Origin of the sequence: Pseudomonas peli (assembly GCF_050563605.1) — a bacterium.
Lineage (GTDB): Bacteria > Pseudomonadota > Gammaproteobacteria > Pseudomonadales > Pseudomonadaceae > Aquipseudomonas > Aquipseudomonas peli_A.
In genome coordinates this window covers 12569-37629 of the sequence record NZ_JBNXUH010000003.1, presented here as the reverse complement: position 1 = coordinate 37629, position 25061 = coordinate 12569, and the positions used below count along the sequence as shown (strand labels likewise).

At 60.8% G+C, this 25061-nt stretch carries 23 protein-coding genes, 1 tRNA gene and 1 pseudogene; 22 read left to right on the top strand and 3 right to left on the bottom strand.

The window, feature by feature from the left end; all coding sequences use genetic code 11:
- The first annotated feature begins 12 nt into the window (after positions 1-12).
- Positions 13-555, top strand: a complete 543-nt coding sequence (gene orn / locus ACQ4LH_RS04830; RefSeq protein ID WP_339413345.1) for an oligoribonuclease — start codon at positions 13-15, stop codon at positions 553-555.
- Between the two features lie 43 nt (positions 556-598).
- On the opposite strand, the gene queG is transcribed toward orn, so the two are convergent.
- Positions 599-1660 carry a tRNA epoxyqueuosine(34) reductase QueG gene (gene queG, locus ACQ4LH_RS04825; protein WP_430696167.1) on the bottom strand — a complete coding sequence of 354 codons (1062 nt, stop codon included), beginning with the start codon at positions 1658-1660 and terminating at the stop codon, positions 599-601.
- A 60-nt stretch (positions 1661-1720) separates the two neighbouring features.
- Between queG and ACQ4LH_RS04820 the strand changes: the two genes are divergently transcribed.
- From ACQ4LH_RS04820 to ACQ4LH_RS04755, 14 genes and pseudogenes are all read left to right on the top strand, one after another.
- Positions 1721-3220: an NAD(P)H-hydrate dehydratase gene (locus ACQ4LH_RS04820; protein ID WP_430696166.1), complete on the top strand. Its 1500-nt coding sequence runs from the start codon at positions 1721-1723 to the stop codon at positions 3218-3220.
- Positions 3208-3675 (top strand): tRNA (adenosine(37)-N6)-threonylcarbamoyltransferase complex ATPase subunit type 1 TsaE, encoded by a 468-nt coding sequence (tsaE, locus tag ACQ4LH_RS04815; RefSeq protein WP_430696165.1) that lies wholly within the window; start codon positions 3208-3210, stop codon positions 3673-3675. The genes ACQ4LH_RS04820 and tsaE overlap by 13 nt, the downstream gene beginning before the upstream one ends.
- A 19-nt stretch (positions 3676-3694) precedes the next feature.
- Positions 3695-5113: an N-acetylmuramoyl-L-alanine amidase gene (locus tag ACQ4LH_RS04810; RefSeq protein WP_430696164.1), complete on the top strand. Its 1419-nt coding sequence runs from the start codon at positions 3695-3697 to the stop codon at positions 5111-5113.
- Complete coding sequence (gene mutL / locus ACQ4LH_RS04805; protein WP_430696163.1) at positions 5110-6987, top strand: DNA mismatch repair endonuclease MutL; 1878 nt, start codon at positions 5110-5112, stop codon at positions 6985-6987. The genes ACQ4LH_RS04810 and mutL overlap by 4 nt, the downstream gene beginning before the upstream one ends.
- Positions 6988-7016: 29 nt before the next feature.
- The gene (miaA, locus tag ACQ4LH_RS04800) at positions 7017-7994 is read left to right on the top strand and encodes a tRNA (adenosine(37)-N6)-dimethylallyltransferase MiaA (protein WP_430696162.1); all 978 of its coding nucleotides are present in this window, start codon (positions 7017-7019) and stop codon (positions 7992-7994) included.
- Between the two features lie 101 nt (positions 7995-8095).
- On the top strand, positions 8096-8356 hold the full coding sequence (hfq, locus tag ACQ4LH_RS04795) for an RNA chaperone Hfq (RefSeq protein ID WP_090249679.1): 261 nt from the start codon (positions 8096-8098) through the stop codon (positions 8354-8356).
- 14 nt (positions 8357-8370) lie between these two features.
- Positions 8371-9672, top strand: coding sequence for a ribosome rescue GTPase HflX (hflX, locus tag ACQ4LH_RS04790; RefSeq protein WP_430696161.1), 1302 nt, complete (start codon positions 8371-8373; stop codon positions 9670-9672).
- Between the two features lie 96 nt (positions 9673-9768).
- Complete coding sequence (hflK, locus tag ACQ4LH_RS04785; protein ID WP_289238851.1) at positions 9769-10926, top strand: FtsH protease activity modulator HflK; 1158 nt, start codon at positions 9769-9771, stop codon at positions 10924-10926.
- On the top strand, positions 10926-11795 hold the full coding sequence (gene hflC / locus ACQ4LH_RS04780) for a protease modulator HflC (protein ID WP_430696160.1): 870 nt from the start codon (positions 10926-10928) through the stop codon (positions 11793-11795). The genes hflK and hflC overlap by 1 nt, the downstream gene beginning before the upstream one ends.
- A gap of 100 nt (positions 11796-11895) precedes the next feature.
- Entirely contained in the window at positions 11896-12081 is a 186-nt protein-coding gene (locus ACQ4LH_RS04775) for a DUF2065 domain-containing protein (RefSeq protein ID WP_430696370.1), read from the top strand.
- 37 nt (positions 12082-12118) lie between these two features.
- Positions 12119-13306, top strand: a complete 1188-nt coding sequence (locus ACQ4LH_RS04770; RefSeq protein ID WP_430696159.1) for an ATP phosphoribosyltransferase regulatory subunit — start codon at positions 12119-12121, stop codon at positions 13304-13306.
- 64 nt (positions 13307-13370) lie between these two features.
- Complete coding sequence (locus ACQ4LH_RS04765; RefSeq protein WP_090249662.1) at positions 13371-14666, top strand: adenylosuccinate synthase; 1296 nt, start codon at positions 13371-13373, stop codon at positions 14664-14666.
- A 284-nt stretch (positions 14667-14950) separates the two neighbouring features.
- A pseudogene (locus tag ACQ4LH_RS04760) lies at positions 14951-15880 on the top strand (HAMP domain-containing protein); the annotation flags it as partial.
- Positions 15854-16738 carry a methyl-accepting chemotaxis protein gene (locus ACQ4LH_RS04755; protein WP_430696369.1) on the top strand — a complete coding sequence of 295 codons (885 nt, stop codon included), beginning with the start codon at positions 15854-15856 and terminating at the stop codon, positions 16736-16738. The pseudogene ACQ4LH_RS04760 and the gene ACQ4LH_RS04755, both read left to right, overlap by 27 nt.
- A gap of 105 nt (positions 16739-16843) precedes the next feature.
- Here the strand turns inward: ACQ4LH_RS04755 and ACQ4LH_RS04750 are convergent.
- Positions 16844-16930 (bottom strand) — tRNA-Leu (locus tag ACQ4LH_RS04750).
- A 215-nt stretch (positions 16931-17145) separates the two neighbouring features.
- Here ACQ4LH_RS04750 and rnr point away from each other — a divergent pair.
- The 7 genes from rnr (at position 17146) to dnaB (ending at position 24296) form a co-directional block, all read left to right on the top strand.
- Positions 17146-19695: a ribonuclease R gene (rnr, locus tag ACQ4LH_RS04745; protein ID WP_430696158.1), complete on the top strand. Its 2550-nt coding sequence runs from the start codon at positions 17146-17148 to the stop codon at positions 19693-19695.
- Positions 19692-20447 carry a 23S rRNA (guanosine(2251)-2'-O)-methyltransferase RlmB gene (gene rlmB, locus ACQ4LH_RS04740; protein ID WP_430696157.1) on the top strand — a complete coding sequence of 252 codons (756 nt, stop codon included), beginning with the start codon at positions 19692-19694 and terminating at the stop codon, positions 20445-20447. The genes rnr and rlmB overlap by 4 nt, the downstream gene beginning before the upstream one ends.
- Before the next feature lie 255 nt (positions 20448-20702).
- Complete coding sequence (rpsF, locus tag ACQ4LH_RS04735) at positions 20703-21125, top strand: 30S ribosomal protein S6 (protein ID WP_090249650.1); 423 nt, start codon at positions 20703-20705, stop codon at positions 21123-21125.
- A gap of 28 nt (positions 21126-21153) precedes the next feature.
- A complete protein-coding gene (gene rpsR, locus ACQ4LH_RS04730) occupies positions 21154-21384 on the top strand; it encodes a 30S ribosomal protein S18 (protein WP_069519637.1) in 231 nt (76 codons plus the stop codon).
- Between the two features lie 36 nt (positions 21385-21420).
- Complete coding sequence (locus ACQ4LH_RS04725; RefSeq protein WP_430696156.1) at positions 21421-22314, top strand: hypothetical protein; 894 nt, start codon at positions 21421-21423, stop codon at positions 22312-22314.
- Positions 22315-22335: 21 nt separating this feature from the next.
- Positions 22336-22782, top strand: coding sequence for a 50S ribosomal protein L9 (gene rplI / locus ACQ4LH_RS04720; RefSeq protein ID WP_305590463.1), 447 nt, complete (start codon positions 22336-22338; stop codon positions 22780-22782).
- A gap of 119 nt (positions 22783-22901) precedes the next feature.
- Entirely contained in the window at positions 22902-24296 is a 1395-nt protein-coding gene (gene dnaB, locus ACQ4LH_RS04715) for a replicative DNA helicase (RefSeq protein WP_090249643.1), read from the top strand.
- A gap of 33 nt (positions 24297-24329) precedes the next feature.
- On the opposite strand, the gene ACQ4LH_RS04710 is transcribed toward dnaB, so the two are convergent.
- Positions 24330-25031, bottom strand: coding sequence for a helix-turn-helix transcriptional regulator (locus ACQ4LH_RS04710; protein WP_275960566.1), 702 nt, complete (start codon positions 25029-25031; stop codon positions 24330-24332).
- Positions 25032-25061 lie beyond the last annotated feature (30 nt).

Below are 25061 nucleotides of genomic sequence, written 5' to 3'. Positions count from 1 at the left end.
GAGGAGCCCCGCATGCAGAACCCGCAGAACCTGATCTGGATCGACCTGGAAATGACCGGTCTGGAGCCCGAAACGGATGTCATCATCGAGATGGCTACCATCGTCACCGACAGCGATCTGAATATCCTCGCCGAAGGCCCGGTGATTGCCGTGCACCAGAGTGATGAGCTGCTCGCCGGCATGGATGAGTGGAACACCCGCACCCATGGCCAGAGCGGCCTGACCCAGCGCGTACGGGAAAGCAAGATTGGTCCGGCCGAAGCGGAAGCCATGACCATTGCCTTCCTTGAGCAGTGGGTGCCGAAGGGCAAATCGCCGATCTGCGGTAACAGCATCGGCCAGGACCGGCGCTTCCTCTATAAGTACATGCAGAACCTGGAAGCCTACTTCCACTACCGCTATCTGGATGTCTCGACCCTGAAAATTCTCGCCGGCCTGTGGGCGCCGCAGGTCAAGGAGTCGTTCCAGAAGCAGGGCACGCACCAGGCGCTGGATGATATCCGTGAATCCATCGCTGAGCTGAAGCACTACCGTCAGCACTTCCTCAAGGTCTGACGTATAAAAAAGCCCGCTACTGCGGGCTTTTTTCTGTGTTCGGTTAGAGACCGTGGCGCGCCAGTGCCCACTCGACATGCTCGCGTACCAGCTCCGAGGGGTGCTCGCGGCGCGCTTTGAGTGCTTCCAGTACCGGGATGCTTGAAGGCGCGTTGCCCAGGCCGACGGCTAGGTTGCGCAGCCAGCGCTCGTAACCGGCGCGGCGCAGCGGTGAGCCCTCGGTGCGGTTAAGAAATTCTTCTTCGCTCCAACAGAACAGCTCGGCCAGCTCGGCGTTGTCCAGGCTGTGGCGCGGTTGGAAGTCGTTCTGCTCCGTGGGTTTGGCAAAGCGGTTCCAGGGGCAAACCATCTGGCAGTCGTCGCAGCCGAACACTCGGTTGCCGATGGGCGCGCGTAGCTCCTCAGGGATAGAGCCCTTGAGTTCGATGGTCAGGTAGGAAATGCAGCGCCGCGCGTCCAGCACATAGGGGTCGACAAAGGCTGCGGTCGGGCAAATATCCATGCAGGCCGTGCAACGGCCGCAATGTTCGCTGGCGTGAGGCGGGTCCACCGGCAGCGGCAGGTCGACAAACAGCTCGCCGAGGAAGAAGTAGCTGCCGGCCTTGCGGTTGAGTACCAGGGTGTTCTTGCCGATCCAGCCGAGGCCAGCCTGTTCGGCGATGGCCTTCTCCAGCACGGGGGCACTGTCGACAAAGGCGCGGTAGCCGAACTGACCGATCTGCTGCTGGATGCGTTCGGCCAGTTGTTGCAGGCGTTTGCGGATCAGCTTGTGATAATCGCGGCCCAAGGCGTAGCGCGATACGTAGGCCTTCTCCGGCTGGGCGAGGCGCTGGGCCATCTGTGTGTCGCCGGGCAGGTAGTCCATCCGCAGCGACACCACACGCAGGGTTCCGGGCACCAATTCATCCGGATGGGAACGTTTGCTGCCGTGGGCGGCCATATAGTCCATCTCGCCCTGGTAACCAGCGTCCAGCCAGCGCTGCAGGTGCGCCTCGTGTTCGCCCAGTTGCACATCGGCAATCCCGACCTGCTGAAAGCCCAGCTCGCGGCCCCAGTCTTTGATCGACTGGGAGAGGGCGATAAGGTCGAGGGTGTCAGTGTTCATATGAGGGCGGGTAACCAGGGCACAGGTGGGTATAATTCTGCCAGACATCGGAGCCGACGCATGCTGCATTCGCCTGACAATCTTCCTCTGCCGCTGTACAGCGCCGCCCAGGTGCGTGAGCTGGATGCGCGATTGATCGCAGCCGGCGCGCCGGGTTTCGAGCTGATGAGTCGCGCCGCGCATGCTATCTGGCGTGCCCTGCGCCGTCGTTGGCCGGATGCAGGCGTGCTGACGGTGCTGGCCGGGCGCGGCAACAATGCGGGTGATGGCTATCTGGTGGCGGCCCTTGCGCTGCGTGCGGGTTGGCGGGTGCAGGTGCTGGCGGTCGGCGATGCGGCGCAGTTGCAGGGCGATGCCGCGTTGGCCCGTGACCATGCGATTGCTGCTGGTATGTCGATGCAGCCCTGGAGCGAATGCGCCGAGCTGCAGGGCGTGGTGCTCGATGCTCTGCTCGGCACGGGCTTGCAGGGCGCGGTGCGCGAGCCTTACGCCCAGGCCATCCGGCTGTTGAATGCCAGTGATCTGCCGGTGCTGGCGGTGGATATTCCGTCCGGGCTCTGCGCTGATACCGGCCAGGTGCTGGGTGTTGCCGTGCGTGCAGAGCTGACGGTGACCTTGATCGGTCTGAAGTTGGGGCTGTTTACCGGGCAGTCGGCGGATTATCTGGGTGAATTGCAGTTTGATGATCTGCAGGCCGATGCGGCCCTGGTCGCTGCTCAAGCCTTTACCGCGCAGCGCCTCGCACCTGCCAGTTTGCCGCAGTTGCCGGCGCGTTCGCGAAGTGTGCACAAGGGCCAGTTGGGTCATGTGCTGGTGGTGGGCGGCGATCGTGGTTTTGCCGGGGCTGGCCTGCTGGCGGCGCAAAGCGCGCTGCGTTCCGGTGCCGGGTTAGTCAGCCTGGCAACCCGTGGCGAGCATTTACAGGCAGCGCAGGCGCGCCTGCCCGAGGTAATGGCCGTCGGCGTGGCGTCGGCCAATCAGCTGCTGGCTTTGGGCGCTAATGCCAGCGTCTGGGTGGTTGGCCCAGGTCTGGGGCAGGGTGCATGGGGTCGCAGTCTGTTATCGGCGGTTGCGGTCAGCCGCGCTGTGCAAGTCTGGGATGCCGATGCGCTGAACCTGTTGGCGCAAGCTGTAGTCCAGTTGCCTGCTGCGGCGGTGCTCACTCCGCACCCTGGTGAGGCGGCGCGCTTGCTGGGCATCAGCACTGCAGAGGTGCAGGCCGATCGCCCAGCGGCGGCACGTGCCTTGGCCCAGCGCTATCAGGCGGTGTGCGTGTTGAAAGGTGCGGGTACCTTGATTGCCGCGCCGGATGGCGGTTTGTGGCTATGTGATCGGGGCCATCCGGTCATGGCAGGCGCTGGGCTGGGCGATGTGCTGGCCGGGCTTATCGGCGCATTGTTGGCTCAGGGGCTGTCTGCGCTGGAGGCAGCTCAACTAGCGGTCTATCTGCATGCCTGCGCCGGCGAGCGGCTGGCGCTGCAGGGCCGTGGCCTGGCGGCCAGTGATTTGTGTGCGGTTATTCGTGAATTGTTGCAGGAGCAGTCTGCGTGTCTGAATTAGAACTGTTTGCCGCCGATGAAGAGGCGATGCTGGCGCTGGGCGCACGCATCGCCGAGGCGACCGGCGGCGTTGGCGTGATCTATCTGCATGGCGACCTCGGCGCCGGCAAAACCACCCTGTCTCGAGGCATTATTCGCGGCCTGGGGCATGTCGGCGCGGTGAAAAGCCCGACCTTTACCCTGGTGGAACCCTACGAGATTGGCGCGTTGCGTGCCTTTCACTTCGACCTCTACCGTCTGGTAGATGCTGAGGAACTGGAGTACCTGGGGATTCGTGATTACTTCGAAGGCGATGCGCTGTGCCTGGTCGAGTGGCCGCAGCGCGGTGCAGGCGTTTTGCCAAAGGCTGACCTGGACATTACCATTAGCCCGCATGGGGCTGGCCGTGCGCTGCGTTTGCACGCGCAAGGCGAACGCGGCACCACCTGGTGCGCCGCTTTGGCCGTCGGGGCATGAATCAATTATGGGGTTGGCTATGCGCATAGGCGCGCGTTTCATCGCAATTGGAGTGGCATTGGTGGGCTTGGCCGCCGATGTAATGGCCGCTTCGGATGTGCGCAGTGTGCGGCTGTGGCGTGCGCCGGATAACACCCGTCTGGTGTTTGACCTGTCCGGCCCGGTGCAGCACAGCGTTTTTCTGCTGTCCTCGCCCAATCGCATCGTCATTGATGTCAGCGGTGCCAAGCTAGCCACCAGCTTTAATCAACTGACCCTGAGTAACACTCCGATCACCGGCGTACGCTCGGCGCAGCGCACCCCCGAAGACCTGCGCGTGGTGATTGACCTGTCGGCAGCGGTGACGCCGAAAAGCTTTACCCTCGCCCCCAATCAGCAGTACGGCCATCGCCTGGTGGTCGATCTGTTTGACCAGGAAAGCGGTGCCGCACCCAGCCTGCCAACCACTACCGTGGCTACTGCGCCGCAGGTGCCGGTGACGCCAACCCAGGCCCCGCCGAAGCTGACGCCTATCCCCAACGGCAAGCGCGATATCGTGATTGCCATTGATGCGGGCCATGGCGGCGAAGACCCCGGCGCGCTGTCGCCGGTTAAAGGCCAGTATGAAAAGCACGTGACCCTGGCGATTTCCAAGGAGCTGCAGCGGCAGATCAATGCCGAGAAGGGCTTCCGCGCCGAGCTGGTGCGTACCGGCGACTACTTTATTCCGCTGCGCAAGCGCACCGAGATCGCCCGCAAGAAGGGCGCCGACCTGTTTGTCTCCATCCACGCCGATGCGGCGCCACGGGCGGCGGCATTCGGTGCCTCGGTGTATGCGCTGTCGGATCGCGGCGCCACCTCTGAAACCGCGCGCTGGTTAGCGGATGCGGAAAACCAGTCGGACCTGATCGGCGGTGCCGGTAATGTCAGCCTGGACGACAAGGACCGCATGCTGGCCGGCGTGTTGCTCGACCTGTCGATGACCGCCTCGCTGTCATCCAGCCTGAACGTCGGCAACAAGGTGCTGGGCAATATGGGCCGGGTGACTCCGCTGCATAAACGGCGGGTGGAGCAGGCCGGCTTTATGGTGTTGAAGTCGCCGGATATCCCGTCGATCCTGGTGGAAACCGGGTTTATCTCCAACCCCAATGAAGCCCGCAAGCTGTCCAGTTCCAGCCACCAGCAGGCGCTGGCGCGCTCGATCGTCACGGGCGTGCGGCAGTTCTTCCATGAAAACCCGCCGCCTGGCACTCACGTGGCGTGGTTGCGCGACAACGGCAAGATTGCCCTCGGCCCGCGCGAGCATGTGGTCAGCTCCGGCGAAAGCCTGGCGCTGATTGCTCAGCGTTATCAGGTCAGCCTGGCCGTACTGCGCAGTGCCAACTCTCTGAAAAGTGATGTGATCAAGGTCGGTCAGCGTTTGCAGGTCCCAGCGACTGCTCTGGCTGGGCAGCCATGAGTGAAGCGGCGCGTATCCAGCTGCTCAGCCCGCGGCTGGCGAACCAGATTGCTGCCGGTGAGGTGGTTGAACGCCCGGCCTCGGTGATCAAGGAACTGTTGGAAAACAGCCTGGACTCCGGTGCCAAACGCATCGAAGTGGATGTCGAGCAGGGCGGCGTCAAGCTGCTCAAAGTGCGTGATAACGGTAGCGGCATCTCTCCGGACGATCTGCCCCTGGCTTTGGCGCGCCACGCCACCAGCAAGATACGCGAGCTGGAAGACCTGGAGCAGGTGATGAGTCTGGGCTTTCGCGGTGAGGCGCTGGCGTCGATCAGCTCCGTCGCACGTCTGACCCTGACCTCACGCACCGCTGATGCCGAGCAGGCCTGGCAGGTGGAAACCGAAGGTCGCGATATGCAGCCGCGGGTACAGCCCGCGGCGCACCCTGTCGGTACCTCGGTAGAAGTGCGCGATCTGTTCTTCAATACCCCGGCACGGCGCAAGTTTCTCAAGACCGAAAAAACCGAATTCGATCACCTGCAGGAAGTGATCAAGCGCCTGGCCCTGGCGCGCTTCGATGTGGCCTTCCATCTGCGCCACAACGGCAAGACCGTGCTCGGCCTGCATGAGGCTCCAGATGAACAGAGCCGCGCGCGCCGGGTGGCCTCGGTTTGTGGCCCAGCCTTCCTAGAGCAGGCGCTGCCGATCGATATCGAACGCAACGGTCTGCACCTGTGGGGCTGGGTTGGCTTGCCGACTTTTTCCCGTAGCCAGGCTGACCTGCAATATTTCTATGTGAATGGTCGTATGGTGCGCGACAAGCTGGTCGCCCACGCGGTGCGCCAAGCTTATCGTGACGTGCTGTTCAATGGTCGTCATCCGACCTTTGTACTGTTTCTGGAAATCGATCCCTCGGTGGTCGATGTCAACGTGCACCCGACCAAGCATGAAGTGCGCTTCCGTGATGGGCGCATGGTTCATGACTTCCTCTACGGCACCCTGCATCGCGCATTAGGCGAGGTGCGTCCCGAGGATCAGCTGGCTGCCCCGGCGACGGTTAACCAGATGCTGCGCCCCACCGGCCAGGTGGCGGGCGAGTTCGGCCCGCAGGGTGAAATTGGTTTGGCCGCCAGCCTGCTGCAGCCTGCGCCCAACGCCTCGGTGTGGCGTTCGCCAGGTGCAGGCTATCAGGGCGCTCGTCCGGAAGCGGCCTTGCCTGCGGCCGAAGCCCAGGGTGCCTATCGTGAATTCTTCTCGCCGATGGCCACTGCGCCGGCTCCCGCTGGCCTGCCGGATGCGCAAGGTGATATTCCACCCCTGGGCTATGCGATCGCCCAGCTTAAGGGCATCTACATCCTCGCCGAAAACGTCCAGGGCCTGGTGGTTGTGGACATGCATGCAGCCCATGAGCGCATCACCTACGAGCGGCTTAAAGTTGCCATGGCCAGTGAAGGCCTGCGCGGCCAGCCGCTGCTGGTGCCGGAGTCGATTGCCGTCAGTCAGCGTGAAGCGGACTGCGCCGAAGAGCATGCCGAGTGGTTCCAGAGGCTTGGCTTTGAATTACAGCGCTTGGGCCCGGAAACCCTGGCTATCCGGCAGATTCCCGCATTGCTCAAGCAGGCCGAGGCCACTCGCCTGGTGCAAGATGTGCTCGGTGATCTGCTCGAATATGGCACCACCGACCGCATTCAGGCGCACCTCAATGAGTTGCTCGGCACCATGGCTTGCCACGGTGCCGTGCGCGCCAACCGGCGCCTGACCCTGCCGGAGATGAATGCCTTACTGCGCGATATGGAACACACCGAGCGCAGCGGCCAGTGCAACCATGGGCGGCCGACCTGGACGCAGATGGGCATGGATGACCTGGACAAGCTGTTTCTGCGCGGCCGTTAAGCGCCGCGCCATTTAGAGAATTTTTAAGCATGTCCGAGCGCCTGCCTCCGGCGATTTTCCTCATGGGGCCAACTGCGGCCGGCAAGACCGATCTGGCCATCGAGCTGGCGCGGGTGCTGTCGTGCGAGCTGATCAGCGTCGACTCCGCGCTGATTTACCGTGGTATGGACATCGGCACGGCCAAGCCGGATAAAGCCACGTTGGCCGAGTTTCCTCACCGCTTGATCGATATTCGTGACCCGGCCGAGAGCTATTCGGCGGCCGAATTCCGCCATGATGCCCTGGCCGCCATGGCCGAGATCACCGCGCGCGGACGTATTCCGCTGTTGGTGGGCGGCACCATGTTGTATTTCAAAGCGTTGCTTGAAGGCCTGGCTGAAATGCCCAGCGCCGATGCGGCGTTGCGCGCCGAGCTAGAGGCGCGCGCCCAGGCCGAAGGTTGGGAGGTGTTGCACGCCGAGCTGCGTGCGGTCGACCCTGAGTCTGCTGTGCGTATTCACCCCAATGACCCGCAGCGCTTGATTCGCGCCCTTGAGGTCTATCACCTGAGTGGTGCCAGCATGACCGTTCATCGCCAGCGGCAGGCGGCAGAAAATACTGCCGGTGGCGCATCGGCGGCGCGCCAATTCCCCTATACTGTGGCGCAATTGGCCATTGCCCCGGCGCAAAGGCAGCTGTTGCACGAGCGAATTGCCCTGCGATTTCGCCTGATGTTGGAACAGGGGCTGGTTGCCGAGGTCGAACGTCTGCGCCAGCGAAGTGACTTGCACGTTGGTCTACCGTCTATACGAGCGGTGGGTTATCGCCAAGTCTGGGATTATCTGGATGGCAACCTCGACGCCGAGCAGATGCAGGAGCGCGGCATTATCGCCACGCGCCAGCTGGCCAAGCGACAGTTCACCTGGTTACGTGGTTGGCAGCAGGATGTGCACTGGCTCGATAGCGCCGACTGCGACAATCTGCCGCGTGCCTTGAAATACCTGGCAGCGGTCTCCATATTGACCTGAGACCTTGCCGTTGGCCGTCTATCCTTGGGGGTATGACGGCTTTAAGCCGTTCGTTGGTTTACTAAAATTATTGAAAATTGATCCTTAAAGGAGTGCGGCACATGTCAAAAGGGCATTCGCTACAAGACCCTTACCTGAATACCTTGCGTAAGGAACGCGTCCCGGTTTCTATTTATTTGGTTAACGGCATCAAGCTGCAAGGCCAGATCGAATCTTTCGACCAGTTCGTGATTTTGCTGAAAAACACTGTCAGCCAGATGGTCTATAAACACGCCATTTCCACTGTAGTGCCTAGCCGTCCGGTGCGTCTGCCGAGCGCCAGCGAAACCGAGCAAGCTGAAGCTGAGCCTGGTAACGCCTGATTTAGGAGGCTGCATTGTTCTTCGAGCGCCATGAAGGTGGAGAGCGGGCCATTCTGGTACATCTGGACGGCCAAAATTCCGAGGCGCGCGAGGATCCGCAGGAGTTTCAGGAGCTGGCCATCTCGGCCGGTGCTGAAACCATCGCGTTCCTCAGTGTTCCGAGCAATCGGCTGACGGCCAAGTACCTGATCGGCAGTGGCAAAGTTGAAGAGCTGCGTGATCAGGTCAAGGCCGCCGAGGCTGATCTGGTTATCTTCAATCACGTTCTCACACCTAGTCAGGAACGTAACCTTGAGCGTGCTTTCGAGTGTCGAGTATTGGACCGTACCGGTCTGATCCTCGACATTTTTGCTCAGCGCGCGCGTACCCATGAAGGCAAGTTGCAGGTCGAGCTGGCCCAGCTCGACCACATGAGTACGCGGCTGGTGCGCGGCTGGACCCACCTTGAGCGGCAGAAGGGTGGTATCGGTCTGCGCGGCCCGGGTGAAACCCAGCTGGAAACCGACCGCCGCCTGTTGCGCGTGCGGATTCGTCAGATCAAACAGAAGCTCGAGAAGGTGCGCAGCCAGCGTGAGCAGGCGCGGCGTGGCCGTCAGCGTGCGGATATCCCTTCGGTGTCGCTGGTGGGTTACACCAACGCCGGCAAGTCGACCCTGTTCAATACCCTCACTACTTCGGACGTTTACGCGGCCGATCAACTGTTCGCCACCCTCGATCCCACTCTGCGTCGTCTTGAATTGGATGATCTGGGGCCGATCGTGCTGGCCGATACTGTGGGTTTTATCCGGCATTTGCCGCACAAATTGGTTGAGGCGTTCCGCGCCACGCTTGAGGAATCAAGCAACTCCGACCTGTTGTTGCACGTGATCGACTCTCACGAGCCTGAGCGTGATCAGCAGATCGAGCAGGTGTTGGCAGTGCTGGGCGAGATCGGTGCTCATGAGCTGCCGATGCTTGAGGTGTATAACAAGCTCGACCTGCTTGAGGGCGTGGAGCCGCAGATTCAGCGCGATGCCGACGGCAAACCGCAGCGGGTCTGGCTGTCGGCGCGTGACGGGCGTGGTTTACCGTTACTGCGTCAGGCGATAGCCGAGCTGTTGGGCGATGACCTGTTTGTCGGTACATTGCAGCTGCCGCAGCGTCTTGCGCGCTTGCGCGCACAATTTTTCGCCTTGGGTGCGGTGCAAAGCGAGTCCCACACCGAGGACGGCAGCAGTCTGTTGGCGGTGCGTTTGCCGCGCATCGAGCTGAATCGGCTGGTCAGCCGTGAAGGCTTGAAGCCGCAGGAATTTATTGAGCAACACACTTTGCAATAAAGCCTGCATCAGCGGCTTTGCCGCTGGTTGCATGCATTCTGTAGCATTGGCGGGCGCGCCGTGGGCGCGTCTTTGCTTTATCAGATGGAGAGCGCTATGGCTTGGAATGAGCCGGGTGGCAACTCGAATAATCAGGACCCATGGGGTGGCCGTAAGAACGGTGATCGCAAGGGGCCGCCGGATATCGATGAGGCCTTCCGCAAGCTGCAGGAGAGCCTTAATGGGCTGTTCGGTGGCGGCAAGAAACGAGGCAGTGAGACTGGCTCGGGCAATGGCGGCGGCTTCGGCTTGCTGTTCGTGGGCCTGGGGCTGCTGGCTGCAGTCTGGCTGTACAGCGCGATCTATGTCGTTGATGAGCAGGAGCAGGCCGTGGTGCTGCGCTTCGGCAAGTATTACGAAACAGTCGGCCCGGGCCTGAATATCTATTTCCCGCCGATTGATCGCAAGTTTCAGGAAAACGTCACCCGCGAGCGTGCTTACAGCAAGCAGGGGCAGATGTTGACCGAAGACGAAAACATCATCGAAGTGCCGTTGACCGTGCAGTACCGGGTCAGCAACTTGCAGGATTTCGTCCTCAACGTCGATCAGCCGGAAGTCAGTCTGCAGCATGCGACCGACAGTGCCGTGCGCCACGTGGTGGGTTCCACTGAGATGGACCAGGTGCTGACCGAAGGCCGTGAGCTGATGGCCAGTGAGGTCAAGGATCGCTTGCAGCGCTTCCTCGACAACTACCGCACCGGTATCACCGTCACCCAGGTCAACCTGCAGAGTGCGGCCGCGCCGCGCGAAGTACAGGAAGCCTTCGATGACGTGATCCGCGCCCGTGAAGACGAGCAGCGTGAGAAGAATCAGGCGGAAACCTACGCCAATGGTGTGGTGCCGGAAGCCCGTGGTCAGGCGCAGCGTCTGATTGAGGATGCCAGCGGTTACCGTGACGAAGTGGTTTCTCGCGCACAGGGTGAGGCGGATCGCTTCACGGCATTGGTGACCGAGTACCGCAAGGCGCCTGAGGTCACTCGCGAGCGTCTGTATTTGGACACTATGCAAGAGCTGATGAGCAATACCAGCAAAGTGCTGGTGACTGGCGACAAGGGGCAGAACAACCTGCTTTATCTGCCGCTGGACAAGATGATCGATGGCCGCAGCACATCTGCGCCTAGCTCGATATCTGGCGCTGCGGGTACTGCAGACGCCGGCTCGCGGGTAACCATCGATCCGCGTCAGGTTGAACTGCGTACAAGGGAGAGCCGTTGATGAGCAATAAATCGCTGATCGCCCTTATTGTTGGCGTGGTGCTGGCGCTGGTCGCCTGGAACAGCTTCTATATCGTGTCGCAAACTGAGCGTGCGGTGCTGTTGCAGTTTGGTCGTATCGTCCAGCCGGACGTGCAGCCGGGTCTGCATGTGAAGATTCCGTACGTCAACCAGGTGCGTAAGTTTGATGCGCGTCTGCTGACCCTGGACTCCACCAGCTCGCGTTTCCTCACGCTGGAAAAGAAAGCGCTGATGGTTGATGCCTTCGCCAAATGGCGAGTGCTGGACGCCGAGCGTTTCTACACCGCGACGTCCGGTATGAAGCAGATTGCCGACGAGCGTCTGGCGCGTCGTCTTGAGGCGTCGCTGCGTGACCAGTTCGGTAAGCGCACCCTGCATGAGTCGGTGTCCGGTGAGCGTGATGCGCTGATGGCGGATGTAACCGCCTCTTTGAATCGTGCTGCGCAGAAAGAGCTGGGTATCGAGGTGGTGGATGTGCGCGTCAAGGCCATCGACCTGCCGAAAGAAGTCAATCGCAGTGTGTTTGATCGCATGAGCTCCGAGCGTGAGCGTGAGGCTCGTGAGCACCGCGCCAAGGGTAAGGAACTGGCCGAAGGTATTCGCGCCGACGCCGACCGTCAGCGTCGCGTGTTGCTCGCAGATGCCTACCGTCAGGCTGAAGAGCTGCGTGGTGCGGGTGATGCCCAGGCTGCCGCGATCTATTCCAAGGCGTATGGCATGGACCAGGAGTTCTATTCGTTCTATCGCAGCCTGAGGGCTTATCGCGAGAGCTTCGCTGATAAGCGTGATGTGTTGGTGCTGGATCCGAGCAGCGACTTCTTCCGCTATCTGGAGAAGTCCAAGCCTTAAGTCATCACCCCGGCGGGCAGCCGTCGGGGTGATCCTTGTGGAAAACGTGGTATCATGCGGCAGCCGGGAAAATCCCGGCTTTTTTGCGTCTGTGGGAAGCATGTGGCAGGAATTAGGCATCGCGTTGTGTCTCGTGCTGGTGCTGGAAGGCATCCTGCCCTTCCTATGTCTGCGCCATTGGCGTGACACGCTTTTACAACTGGCGCAGTTGTCTGACAGGCAGCTGCGTCTGCTGGGGTTGGCCAGCATGTTGCTGGGAACAACCGTCCTTTATTGGCTTCACTGAAGGCTTGTGCCGCCCGGTTCAAGAGGGGAATGGCGAAATGGCAACGGTAGACCGCTGGCTGCTGCCAGATGGCATCGAAGAAGTACTGCCACCGTACGCAGGGCGTATTGAAGTGGCGCGCCGCCAGGTGCTGGATCTGTTCCAGCGCTGGGGCTATGAATTTGTGGTCACCCCGCATATCGAGTACCTGGAGTCGCTGCTGACTGGCGCAGGCCAGGACTTGGATCTGCGCACCTTCAAGGTGACCGATCCGTTGTCTGGCCGGCAGATGGGCTTTCGTGCCGACATCACGCCGCAGGTGGCGCGCATTGATGCGCATACCCTGCGCCGCGAGGGGCCAAGCCGTCTGTGCTACGCCGGTAGCGTGGTGCATGCCCAACCGCGTGCGCTGACAACCTCGCGCAGCCCGATCCAGCTGGGTGCCGAGTTGTATGGCGACGCCAGCCCGGCCAGCGATGTGGAAGTGATCAGCCTGCTGGTCAACACCCTTGAGCTGGCTGCGGTGCCGGATGTGCACATGGATCTTGGCCATGTCGGCATCTATCGCGGTCTCGCACGTGCTGCCGAGCTGTCTGGCGAGGTCGAGCAGCAGTTGTTCGATGCGCTGCAGCGCAAGGCGATGGATGAGGTCGTTGAGCTGACCGAAACCCTGCCGGATGACCTGCGCAAGATGCTGCGCGCACTCAGCGAGCTGTGCGGCGGTCGTGAGGTATTGGATCTGGCCCAGGCTTGTTTGGTCGATGCGCCGGACGATGTGCATGCGGCGCTGGATGACTTGATGGCGATTGCCGATGCGCTGAGCTTGCGCTACCCGGAATTACCGCTGTACTTCGATCTGGGCGAGCTGCGCGGCTATCACTACCACACTGGTGTGGTGTTTGCGGCGTATGTTCCGGGTGTGGGTTATGCCATCGCCCAGGGCGGCCGTTATGACGACATTGGCGCCGATTTTGGCCGGGCGCGTCCGGCGACAGGCTTCTCCACCGACCTGAAAACCCTGGTAAGCCTTGGGCAGATGCAGTTGGGTGAAGAGCCTGCCGGTATCTGGGCTCCGGATAATCATGATGTGTTTTTGTGGCAGGCGATTGTGCGCTTGCGCCAGGACGGTCAGCGCGTAGTTCAGGCTCTGCCTGGGCAGGTCGCGGCTGACGCCGAGGCTGCAGGCTGTGATCGTCAGTTGCTGTTGCGTGATGGCCGCTGGCAGTTGGCTGCGTTGACAGCCTGAGCGGTCGTGCGAAAAGTTTCCGTCGGCTATGGCCGGCATCAAGTTTGCGAAGAGGGTTAGTGTTATGGGTAAGAATGTCGTAGTCCTGGGCACCCAGTGGGGCGATGAAGGCAAGGGCAAGATCGTCGACCTGCTGACCGAACAGGCTGCAGCTGTTGTGCGTTACCAGGGTGGTCACAATGCTGGCCACACCCTGGTGATCGACGGCGAAAAAACCGTTCTGCACCTGATCCCCTCCGGCATCCTGCGTGAAAACGTGCAGTGCCTGATCGGCAACGGCGTGGTGGTCGCGCCCGATGCGCTGATGCGTGAAATCATCAAGCTGGAAGAGAAGGGTGTGCCGGTGCGCGAGCGTCTGCGTATCAGCCCGTCCTGTCCGCTGATCCTGCCGTACCACGTGGCTCTGGATCAGGCCCGTGAGAAAGCCCGTGGCGATGCCAAGATCGGCACCACCGGCCGTGGTATTGGCCCGGCTTACGAGGACAAGGTGGCGCGCCGCGGTCTGCGCATTGGTGATCTGTTCCATCGTGAGCGTTTCGCCGCCAAGCTCGGTGAGCTGTTGGATTACCACAACTTCGTACTGGTCAATTACTACAAAGAGCCGGCCATCGACTTCCAGAAGACGCTCGACGAGTGCATGGAATACGCCGAGCTGCTCAAACCGATGATGACCGACGTGACCGCTGTGCTGCACGACATGCGTCGTGAGGGCAAGGACATCATGTTCGAAGGCGCCCAGGGTTCGCTGCTGGATATCGACCACGGCACCTACCCCTACGTCACCAGCTCCAACACCACAGCGGGCGGTATCGCTACGGGTTCCGGTTTTGGTCCGATGTACCTGGATTACATCCTCGGTATCACCAAGGCCTACACCACTCGCGTGGGCTCGGGTCCGTTCCCGACTGAGCTGTTCGATGAAACCGGCGCGTTCCTCGCCAAGCGTGGCCACGAATTCGGCTCCACCACTGGTCGCGCGCGTCGTTGCGGTTGGTTTGATGCCGTGATCCTGCGTCGCGCCATCGAGATCAACAGCATCTCCGGTCTGTGCCTGACCAAACTGGACGTGCTCGACGGTCTGGAAACCATCCGTATCTGTGTTGGCTACAAAGATCAGAACGGCGACGTGCTGGTTGATGCGCCGACGGATGCTGACAGCTATCTGGGTCTGCAGCCGGTTTACGAGGAGCTGCCAGGCTGGAGCGAGTCGACCCTGGGTGCGAAAACCCTGGAAGAGCTGCCAGCGGCTGCGCGTACTTACATCAAGCGTGTGGAAGAGTTGGTCGGTGCGCCGATTGATATCGTTTCCACCGGCCCGGACCGCAACGAGACTATTGTGTTGCGCCATCCGTTTGCCTGATAGTCACAGGCAGTGCACAGAGGGTCGCCAATTGGCGGCCCTTTGTCGTTTCTGGTCCATGTAAAAATATCCGAGCTAGCCTTTATAAATCAGCTTTCCCGCCGCTATAGGCATTACCGTTGTCAGGAGTGTCTGCCGTGTTTGCCATTATTTCTGTGTTGCGCAGTCGCCTGCTGTTGCCGGTGTTTCTGGCGCTGGGCGTGGCCTTGCTGGTGCAGGTTGTCGTGGCGGTGGCGTTGACCCGTACCACGGTGGCAACGCTTGAGGCCGATCTGGCCAGAGGCATGCAAGCCGATACGGCGCGTCTGGTGGATGAGCTGGCCAAGGCCGGCGATGAAGTGCGCGGCGGGCTGGACAGTCTTTCCGCCAGCACCCAGGCGCAGTTGGCCAAAGGCCTTTCCGCCCGGCTGGCTGAGGAGCAGGCGCAGATTCGCGGTGTGCTGGATAGCAACCTCAAGCGTTCCGCTGATGAGTTGGCGCAGCTGCTATCGGCTGTTGCGCCCAAGGCAATCTGGGATGCCGATGTGCCTGCGCTGACTGAATTGGCGCGTGGCGCGCATCGCAATCCTGCCGTGTTGTTTGCGGTGTACCTCGATGCACAAGGCGCGCGGCTGACGCGGCACCTCAATCGGCAGGACTCCCGCGTGCGGGCGCTGATGGCCAAGGGCGAGGGCGATGGCGCGCTGGATAAGGTGTTGCAGGCTGCTGCCAATGATCCGGGTGTGTATATCGCCGAGGCGACGATCAGTCCGATGGGTTCTGATATCGGCAAGGTCCTGCTGGGGGTTTCCACGGCGTCGGTGGATGAGGAGCTGGCGAAGCTGGATCAGCGTTTCGTCAGCCTGATCGACAGCAGTGGGCAGTTGGTTTCCGACAGTTTGAGTGGTGCCGCCACCAGCAGTGCGGACGCTCTGGCGGCGCGGTTGAGCGTGGCGCGTGAGGCGGCCGGCGGCATGGAGCAGAGCAGTCGCGAGGTGGTGCAGCAAGCTGCAGCCGGTTTGCGCTGGAACATCAGCATGGGTCTGGTGGTGGTCGCGGTGGTGATTCTGCTGGTGTTGGCGCTGGTGCTGGGGCAGCGAGTGGTCAGCAAGCTGCATACATTGATTGCGGTACTGAATGACTGGGCGGCGGGTGAGGGTGATTTGACTCGCCGAGTAGAGCTCAATAGCCGCGATGAAATTGGCGATATGGCGGCGGCAGTCAATCGCTTCGTCGCCAAGCTGCAGCCGATTGTGCGAGAGGCGGGTGAGGTGGCATCGCTCACCGGGCAGGAAATCGGCAATCTGGCCTCGCGCAGTGCGGCTGCCGAGTCGGCTGCCGAGCGTCAGCGCGATGAAGTGGCGGGCAGTCTGCAGGCTTTGGCGGAAATGGCCGGTGAGGCGCAGGCGGAAAGTCACGCCATGCGCGAGGCGTTGCAGCGCGTCGGTGCGATTCGTCAGGCTGCGGATGACAATGCCGCCATTGCGCTGCGCGTGGGTGGCTCGATTGAGGAATTGGTACGGCGTGTGGAGACCGGCTCGGCGGTAATCGAGCGGCTGGCCAAGCAGAGTGAGCAGATTGAAGTGGTGCTGACAGTGATTCGCTCAATCGCCGAGCAGACCAACCTGCTCGCCCTGAATGCGGCAATTGAAGCGGCGCGTGCGGGTGAAAGCGGTCGTGGTTTTGCTGTGGTCGCGGATGAGGTGCGTGCTCTGGCCAGTAAGACGCAGCAGTCCACCGGCGATATCCAGACTCATATCGGGGCGTTGCAGCAGGGCGCGCGCGAGGCGGTTGAGGCGATTGGTCAGGCGGGCAAGCAGGCGGATCAGGGCTTGGCGGCATTGCGCGAAAGTGCGCGGGTGCAGCAGTCGGTGCGTGAGGCGGTGGAGGAGGTGCATGGTGCAATCAATACCGCGACCGAAGCAGCTGCGCACCAGGCTGAGGGGGCGGATGCTGTGCGTGGCCGTGTCGAGGTGATTCATCGCGAGGCGCAGCGGGCGGCGGAGGCTGTGGCGGCGACGGCGAATAGCGGCCGGGTGCTAGATGGTTTGGCGAAGAAACTCAAGGCCAGCCTGGGGCAGTTTCGCGTTTAAGCGGATTCAGGGCGGGCATGCGTAAGTGCCCGCCGGATTGGTTGCGCTGCGACGGGTTAAATCGCGGGCAATAAAAAACCGAGCCAGTGGCTCGGTTTCTTGAATTGGTGCCCAGGAGAAGACTCGAACTTCCACGACCGTAAGGTCACCAGCACCTGAAGCTGGCGTGTCTACCAATTTCACCACCTGGGCATTGATTGCAAAACTTGCTTATTTGCTATCAACTACAACTCGGTTAACTTCGTTTCCCGTTGTTGTGGCGCGCATAATACGGACCGAGTTTTTACTTGTAAACCCCTGTTGTTAAAAAATTTTATTCTGTGTGCCGGGCTGACCTGGACAGTGGTTTCGCGCTTCAATAGGCACATGGCAAACCGAACTTGTGTAGATAAGGTGAATTACCTCTAATGGCCGATTGGCAATCCCTCGATCCCGAGGCCGCTCGTGAAGCGGAAAAATACGAAAACCCCATTCCAAGTCGCGAGCTGATCCTGCAGCACTTGTCTGACCGTGGCTCCCCGGCGAGCCGTGAAGAACTGGCCGATGAATTTGGCATGGCCACTGAAGAGCAGCTCGAAGCGCTGCGTCGTCGTCTGCGCGCCATGGAGCGCGATGGTCAGTTGATCTATACCCGTCGCGGCACCTATGCCCCGGTCGACAAGCTCGACCTGATCCTGGGCCGCGTCAGCGGACATCGCGATGGCTTTGGCTTTCTGGTGCCGGATGACGGCAGCGATGACCTGTTCCTGAGTCCTGCGCAAATGCGCCTGGTGTTCGATGGCGACCGTGCGCTGGCGCGGGTTTCCGGCCTCGATCGTCGTGGTCGTCGTGAAGGTGCCGTGGTTGAAGTCATCTCCCGCGCCCACGAAAGCATCGTTGGTCGTTATTACGAAGAAAGCGGTGTCGGTTTTGTCGTCGCTGATAACCCGAAGATTCAGCAGGAAGTGCTGGTAACGCCAGGGCGTAATGCCGGCGCCAAGCAGGGCCAGTTCGTTGAGGTGAAAATCACCCACTGGCCGACTACGCGCTTCCAGCCCCAGGGCGATGTGGTTGAAGTGGTTGGCAACTATATGGCGCCGGGCATGGAGATCGACGTTGCTCTGCGTAGCTACGATATCCCCCACGTCTGGCCCGAAGCTGTAGTGAAAGAGGCGCGCAAGCTCAAGCCGGAAGTCGAAGAGAAGGACAAAGAAAAGCGCATCGATCTGCGCCATCTGCCGTTCGTTACCATCGACGGTGAAGACGCCCGCGACTTCGATGACGCCGTGTATTGCGAGAAAAACGGCAGCAACTGGCGGCTGTTTTCCGGCGGCTGGAAGCTCTATGTCGCCATCGCCGACGTTTCCCATTACGTGAAAATCGATTCGGCGCTAGATGCTGAAGCCCAGGTGCGTGGCAACTCGGTGTACTTCCCGGAGCGGGTTATCCCGATGCTGCCCGAAGAGCTGTCCAACGGCCTGTGCTCGCTAAATCCGCATGTCGATCGCCTGGCCATGGTTTGCGAGATCAGTATCTCGAAGACCGGCAAGATGACCGATTACCAGTTTTACGAAGCGGTGATCCATTCCCACGCGCGTCTGACCTACAACAAGGTCAGCGCCATGCTTGAGCAGCCCAAGGGTAGCGAAGGCAAGGCCCTGCGTGGCGAATACAAAGAAGTACTGCCGCACCTTAAGCAGCTGTATTCGCTGTATCAGGTGCTGTTGGCTGCGCGCCATGAGCGCGGCGCCATCGATTTTGAAACCCAGGAAACTCGGATCATCTTCGGTGCCGGTCGCAAGATTGCGGAGATTCGCCCAACCCAGCGCAACGATGCGCACAAGTTGATCGAAGAGTGCATGTTGGCCGCCAACGTGGCCACCGCCGCCTTTATGCAGAAGCATGAAATCCCGGCGCTGTATCGCGTGCATGACTGCCCGCCGCCGGAGCGTGTGGAAAAGCTCAAAGCATTCCTTACCGAGCTGGGCCTGTCGCTGCACCGTGGTAAGTCGAAGGATGGTCCGTCGCCTAAGGATTACCAACTGCTGCTGGAAAGCATCCGCGAGCGTCCGGATTACCACCTGATCCAGACAGTGATGCTGCGCTCGCTTAGCCAGGCTGTTTACAGTGCCGACAATCAGGGCCACTTCGGTCTGAATTACGAGGCGTACGCGCACTTCACTTCGCCGATTCGTCGCTATCCGGATCTGTTGATCCATCGGGCGATTCGCAGCGTGGTCCGTTCCAAGCTCGATACCCCGCACGTCAAGCGTGCCGGTGCGACGATCATGCCGCGTGCGCGGATCTACCCATACGACGATGCGATTCTCGAGCAGCTCGGCGAGCAGTGCTCGATGTCCGAGCGCCGCGCCGATGAGGCGACCCGCGATGTAGTGAACTGGCTCAAGTGCGAGTTTATGAAGGATCGCGTCGGCGAAACCTTCCCGGGTGTGATTACGGCTGTGACTGGTTTTGGCTTGTTCGTCGAGCTGAAGGACATCTACGTCGAAGGCCTGGTGCACGTCACCGCCTTGCCTGGCGATTACTACCACTTCGACCCCGTGCATCACCGTCTGGCGGGCGAGCGTAGTGGTCGCAGTTTCCGCCTGGGCGATAGCGTTGAGGTCAAGGTCATGCGCGTCGATCTGGACGAGCGCAAGATCGACTTTGAGTTGGCTGAAGGCAAAACGGCTATGCCGGCCGGTCAGCGCCGTGGTGGTTTTGAATCGGCTGCGGGTAAAACCGGGCGTCGCGGCGAGCGTGCCGCGCCAGGCAATACCGACGTAGAAAAGAGTCGCGCGCTGAAAAAGTCGCTGCTCAGTGATTCGAAGGGCAAAACCAGTAAAAGCTCGTCCGCCAAGGGTGACTCGGCCAAGCCGGCCAGCAAGGCTGGCAAGCCGGGTGCGCATCGCAAGGGCGCGCCTGCAGGTGGTGCGCCGGCTTCTGGTGGTGCGCGCAAGCGTAAGGCGAAGTCATGAGTCAGCTGGAAAAGATCTATGGCGTGCATGCCGTAGAGGCGTTGCTGCGTCATCACCCGAAGCGGGTCAAGCAGATCTGGCTGGCCGAAGGGCGTAATGATCCGCGGGTGCAGGTGCTGCTGGCGTTGGCTGCGGATGCGCGGGTTGCTGTCGGTCAGTGCGAGCGCCGCGAGATGGATGCCTGGGTCGAGGGTGGTGTGCATCAGGGCGTCGTCGCCGATGTCAGCCCCAGCCAGGTCTGGGGCGAGGCGATGCTCGACGAGCTGCTTGATCGTACCGAGGGCGCGCCCTTGTTGCTGGTGCTCGACGGCGTGACCGATCCGCACAATCTCGGTGCTTGTCTGCGGACCGCCGATGCGGCCGGTGCGCTGGCGGTGATTGTGCCGAAGGATAAGTCCGCCACGCTCAACGCTACCGTGCGCAAAGTCGCCTGCGGTGCGGCTGAAGTAATTCCGCTGGTGGCTGTGACCAACCTGGCGCGTAGCCTGGAGAAGCTCCAGCAGCGCGGCCTGTGGGTTGTTGGTACGGCCGGTGAAGCGGAGATGGAGTTGTACGAGCATGATCTGACCGGGCCGACCGTGCTGATCATGGGCGCTGAAGGCAAGGGTATGCGTCGCCTGACCCGTGAGCACTGTGATTACCTGGTCAAACTACCGATGGCAGGCAGCGTCAGCAGTCTCAACGTGTCGGTTGCTACCGGTGTGTGCCTGTTTGAGGCCTTGCGCCAGCGCAAGGCTGTCGGCAAGAAGTAACTGTGTGGCGGGCGCCTTGCCGGTGCCCGTTGCTGCTGAGCCTTCGGCAGCGTCTTTTCTTTCCGCGCATTCGCTGCGGGTTGTTCAAATAATCACCAGTTCACCTTGCGTGTGGCGGGGGGCTTCACTAGAATGGCGCCCCTTGCCGCGACGGCAGGCGCTTTTGCGCCTTTCTGTTTCAGCAAGACAAACAAGTGAAATTCACTCCTTGCCTGACCGCATTTGGCGGCAGGCTACAACCCGTAAGGAGCATTTATGCGTCATTACGAAATCATCTTTCTGGTTCACCCGGACCAGAGCGAGCAAGTCGGCGGCATGGTTGAGCGTTACACCAAGCTGATCGAAGAAGACGGCGGCAAGATTCACCGCCTGGAAGATTGGGGCCGTCGTCAGCTGGCTTACGCCATCAACAACGTCCACAAAGCTCACTACGTGATGCTTAACGTTGAGTGCACCGGTAAGGCCCTGGCTGAGCTGGAAGACAACTTCCGTTACAACGATGCCGTGATCCGTAACCTGGTCATCCGTCGCGACGAGGCCGTTACTGACCAGTCCGAGATGCTCAAGGCCGAAGAAAACCGCAGTGAGCGCCGTGAGCGTCGTGACCGTCCTGATAACGCCGATTCTGTTGATGGCGATGACAGCGACAACAACGACAGCGACAACGCTGACGAGTAATCCACGGATCTATTGAGGAGCCACTCTCATGGCACGTTTCTTCCGTCGTCGTAAATTCTGCCGTTTTACTGCAGAAGAAGTGAAAGAGATCGATTTCAAAGATCTCAACACGCTGAAAGCTTACATCTCGGAAACCGGCAAGATCGTTCCTAGCCGTATCACCGGTACTAAGGCTCGTTATCAGCGTCAGCTGGCTACCGCTATCAAGCGCGCCCGCTTCCTGGCCCTGCTGCCTTACACCGACAGCCACGGCCGCTGAGACCGGATGTTCGACAAGAAGTAAGGGATAGATCGCATGCGCGCCATAGCTGAATTCATTATGCGCGGCCGTATGCAGGCCACTCTCGTAGTGGTGGTTTCTGCGGCATTGCCGCTGTTGTTCTGGTTAAGTGCTGCCGCTGGAAGCCTGGTGCTTCTGCGGCGCGGTTGGAGTGATGCCATTGGCATCCTCGCCTGGGCCCTGCTACCGGCCATTGGCTGGTGGTATTTCGGTGAGCCGCGCACCCTGTTGGTGTTGCTCGGTGCGCTGGGATTGGCGTTGTTGTTACGCGCCAACCTGTCCTGGAATCGTGTGCTGCTGTGCAGCGTGGCATTGGGCCTGGTGTATGGGCTGGTTTTGGGCGCGGTGTTCCGCGAACCCATCGAGGCAATGGCGCTTGAGCTGCAAAAGCTTATGCCGCAAATGCTCGATGGGGTTCACCAACAGATGTCGGTGGATGAGCGAGCGCGTCTGGATAGCCTGATTGCACCGGTACTGATCGGATTGATCGCGGCGTTGTTGCAGATAGTCAGCCTGTTGAGCCTGATGCTTGGGCGCTTCTGGCAGGCGCAGTTGTATAACCCGGGTGGTTTTGGCCGCGAGTTTCGCGCGCTACGCCTTCCGACCCCGCTGGCGATGTTGCTGCTGGTTGGCATGCTGTTGGGGCCCAATCTGGGTCCGCAAATGGCCATGTTGACGCCGTTGTGCAGTGTGCCGTTAGCGTTTGCGGGGATCGCCCTGTTGCATGGGATGGTGGCGCAAGGTCGGCTAGGTAAGTTCTGGCTGGTCGGGTTGTACATCACGCTGTTGCTGTTTATGCAGCTGACTTATCCGTTACTGGTGGTTTTGGCCATTGTCGACAGTCTGCTTGATTTTCGTGGTCGCTTTGAGCGCAAACAAGGCTCGGGCCCCGCGAACGGTGAAGGTTAAAAGTTAAGAGGTTATTACCAAATGGAACTGATCCTGCTGGAAAAAATCGCCAACCTGGGCAACCTGGGCGATAAAGTGAATGTTAAGTCCGGTTACGGTCGTAACTTCCTGCTGCCGCAAGGCAAAGCCACCGCCGCTACTCCTGCAAACGTTGCTGCGTTTGAAGCGCGTCGCGCCGAGCTGGAAAAACTGGCTGCCGAGAAGAAAGCTTACGCTGAATCCCGCGCTGCTCAGTTGGCTGAACTGGAAGTCACCATCACCGCTACCGCGGGCGATGAAGGCAAACTGTTCGGTTCGATCGGTACTCACGACATTGCTGAAGCCCTGACCGCCTCCGGCGTTGAAGTGGCCAAAGCTGAAGTGCGTCTGCCGAACGGCACCATTCGCCAACTCGGCGAATACGACGTAGCCGTGCACCTGCACAGCGACGTTGAAGCAACCGTTAAGGTTGTCGTAGTAGCAGCCTAATAAGCTCGCGACTAAGTGGACTTGCACTCAGGTGCTTGGCCGCTAACAATCAGGCACGACATTGCGCAAGCGATGTCGTGCCTTTTGTTTTGTGAACACAGAATTTTGCCCAGAGCCTTATGAACGACATCAGCCTGCCCGAACAGTACGACCTGCAAACCTCCGCCCTGAAGGTGCCGCCGCACTCGATCGAGGCGGAGCAAGCCGTACTGGGCGGCCTGATGCTCGACAACAATGCCTGGGAGCGGGTGCTCGATGCGGTGTCTGATGGCGACTTCTATCGACACGATCACCGCCTGATCTTCCGCGCGATTTTCAAGCTGGCCGAGCGCAACCACCCCTTCGACGTGGTGACCGTATCCGAGCAACTCGATCAGGAAGGGCAGCTGTCGCAGGTCGGCGGCCTGGCCTACCTCGGCGAGCTGGCGAAGAACACGCCCTCGGTGGCCAACATCAAGGCCTATGCGCAGATCATTCGTGAGCGCGCCACGCTGCGCCAGTTGATCGGCATCAGCGGCGAAATTGCCGACAGCGCCTATATGCCGCAAGGCCGTACCGGCGCCGAGATTCTCGACGAGGCCGAGCGCCTGATCTTCCAGATTGCCGAGGCGCGGCCGAAGACCGGCGGGCCGGTGGGGATCAACGATATTCTGGTCAAGGCCATCGACCGTATCGACACCCTGTTCAATGCCGGCGACGCGATCACCGGCCTGTCTACCGGCTTTACCGATCTGGACAACCTGACCAGCGGCCTGCAGCCGGCCGACCTGATCATCGTCGCCGGCCGACCGTCGATGGGTAAGACCACCTTCGCCATGAACCTGGTGGAAAACGCGCTGATGCGCAGCGACAAGGTGGTGATGGTGTACTCGCTGGAGATGCCTTCCGACTCCATCGTCATGCGTATGCTCGCCTCGCTCGGGCGTATCGATCAGACCAAGGTGCGTGCCGGTCGCCTGGACGACGACGATTGGCCGCGTCTGACCTCGGCGGTCAATCTGCTGAATGACCGCAAGCTGTTTATCGACGACACCGCCGGTATCTCGCCCTCGGAGATGCGCGCACGCACTCGCCGCCTGGCCCGTGAGCACGGCGAGATCGGCCTGATCATGGTCGACTACCTGCAGCTGATGCAGATTCCTGGTTCCAGCGGCGACAGCCGAGTCAACGAGATTTCCGAAATCTCCCGCTCGCTCAAAGCCCTGGCCAAGGAATTCAACTGCCCGGTGATCGCCCTGTCGCAGCTTAACCGTGGCCTGGAGCAGCGCCCGAACAAACGCCCGATTAACTCCGACTTGCGTGAATCGGGTGCGATCGAGCAGGACGCCGATATCATCATGTTCGTCTACCGCGACGAGGTGTATCACCCTGAAACCGAGTACAAGGGCGTTGCCGAAATCATCATCGGCAAGCAGCGTAACGGCCCGCTGGGTACGGCGCGGCTGGCGTTTCTCGGCAAGTTCTCGCGTTTCGAAAACCTCGCACCGGGTAGCTATCAGTTCGACGACGAGTGATCCCGCGTGCTCTAAGCCGCGCTCTTCAAGCGTTTAGCTTTTGTACAACGGCGCGGTGGCGTGTTCACCTAGATAGGGTTTGAGGTAGTCCTCCAGGCGTTGGCCCTCCACCGCTGCAAAGGTCTCCGCACGGTCCTGCAGCTGTTCCACGCGGTCTATGCGGAAGTTGCGAAAGTCGTTGCGCAGCTCACACCAGCTGCACAGGGTCCAGGTTTGCCCCCAGAAGAACAGCCCTAGCGGCCAGACGCAGCGTTGACTGGTCTCTCCGCGCTCATCGCGGTAGCTGATCAGCAGTTTGTGGCGCTGGCGAATGGCCTGGCGTAGCTGGCCGAGCCAGTGCACTGGATACGGATTGGTTTCGGGGGCAAACAGCTGGTTGCGATTGAGCTCATCACGCAGCTCGTTCGGCAGCACGCTGTGGATCTTCGCCAGTGCCGATTCGGCGGCCCGTTGTAGTTGTGGGTCCGCCCAGGCTTTGACCATGCGCGCGCCCACCAGCAGTGCCTCAATTTCTTCGCGCTCGAACATCAAGGGCGGTAAATCCATCGGTTGGCGCAGCACGTAGCCGACGCCGGCTTCACCTTCCAGGGGCACTCCGGAAAGGGAGAGGTCTTGGATGTCGCGATAAATAGTGCGCACCGATACTTGCAGGCGTTCGGCCAGCCACTGGGCTGTGGTCAGGCGACGGCTGCGCAGGAACTGCACGATTTGAAATAGACGGTCGGCGCGTCTCATGTTGTCTCAGCTGTTCTCGCTCTGGATTAC